Here is a 1,488-nt window from a genome sequence, read left to right as displayed (position 1 = left end):
ATCTATGACCATTATCACGAGACCATTTACAATAATCTTCAAATGAAATATCAGGATTAACTAAAAAAATACTTAATCTATTACGCATTAAAACAGTTCTTTTAGGAGCATATTTAACATTATATTCAAAGCCTCTTTGACCACCTATAATATTTTTTAACAAACCTGCACGTCTAATTTCAGGTATACTTATATCATCAAAAATACTTACTTTATAAGCGTTTTTATGACTTTCTTTACTAAAATTAAACTCACCTCTGGTATAATTATAGTGAAGGTTTAAGTGTGTTAAATAACTTAATATGAATTCGGTTTTACCGAGTCTACTAGGTCCTTCAATCACAATAGATTTAATTCTTTTATCTGATAATTTAGAATTCATGATGTTTAATTGTGAATTTATAGCATCTATTATCTTATTAGTTTCAGAGTTGGTTTTGAACGAATCAAAAGAATATACGGCGTTGCTAAATTCTTCTTCTTCATTCAACTCTTCATCTTTTTTAATAAATATTTCTTTTAATATTCTTTTAATAAATTCTGTTTGTTCTAAATAAAAATCACGGTCTAGATTTATAATAAAATTATCAAGAATTTTTTTAACTTGAGTTAAAGTTAAATTATTATCATAATAATATTCATCTTTTAATCTAAATATTTCATCATAAATTAATTGTTTACGTTCTTCTTTTTGGTTTTGACGAACGTATTTTTTGTGTCTAGGGGTGCCTTCTTCAATGAAGTCACCATCTTTTTTTATATAGTCAATTGATTTTTCAATATCACGAGCAGTTTCAATTTTGGGATGAAAGCCGTCAATGTCAAAATATCTTTGACTTTTAATTTCAATAGTTTTTGTTAATTGAAAAAGAACGTGGGTATGGATTTCTTTGTGGTCTTGATGATTTTCAGTGTTAGAAATAATATATGAAATTTCTTGTTTTTTAGAAGCAATTAATTCTTTAATATGGTTATGAATTTTATCTTTACCCAAAGGACATTTTGAATAGGTTAAAAAAATGTCCTTTGATTGTAATCTAAACTTAGTTTTTTTCATTTATATTCTCTTTCTTGTATAAACCCCTATTAATTTAGGGGCTTTTTTTATTTATCTTTACTATCTAAAAAAATAACATTTTTAACAATTACTTTAATAGTAGATTTAATTTCGCCATCATTATTCGTATATTTTTCAATCGATAAAGAACCTTCTAAATATACTTTTGAACCTTTGTGTAAATATAAACTCATGTTTTCTGCTTGTTTATGAAAAATTATACAAGGAATAAATTGAACTTTATCTTTGATATTGACAGCTATTTGAAAATCTAATTTAGAGATTTCACCATTAGAAGTACTAATTCGTTTTAAATCTAAATCATGAGTGATATTACCAATTAATTGAACTTTATTTAACATTTTATTTTTCCTTTCTTAATAATTTATAGTAATAAAGTCATAACTGGTGCCATTTGACCCAAAGATGCA

General features: G+C 24.8%; 2 protein-coding genes. Both read right to left on the bottom strand.

Annotation, left to right across the window (positions count from 1 at the left end; genetic code table 11):
* Positions 1-1,057: hypothetical protein (locus tag J8J04_RS03030; RefSeq protein WP_212332236.1), on the bottom strand; the 1,057-nt coding region annotated here is incomplete at its 3' end.
* A 47-nt stretch (positions 1,058-1,104) separates the two neighbouring features.
* Entirely contained in the window at positions 1,105-1,419 is a 315-nt protein-coding gene (locus J8J04_RS03025; protein WP_212332234.1) for a single-stranded DNA-binding protein, read from the bottom strand.
* Between the last annotated feature and the right edge of the window lie 69 nt (positions 1,420-1,488).

It is taken from the genome of 'Fragaria x ananassa' phyllody phytoplasma, assembly GCF_018274325.1.
GTDB lineage: Bacteria > Bacillota_I > Bacilli_A > Acholeplasmatales > Acholeplasmataceae > Phytoplasma.
This window is presented reverse-complemented; position numbering and strand designations above follow the sequence as displayed.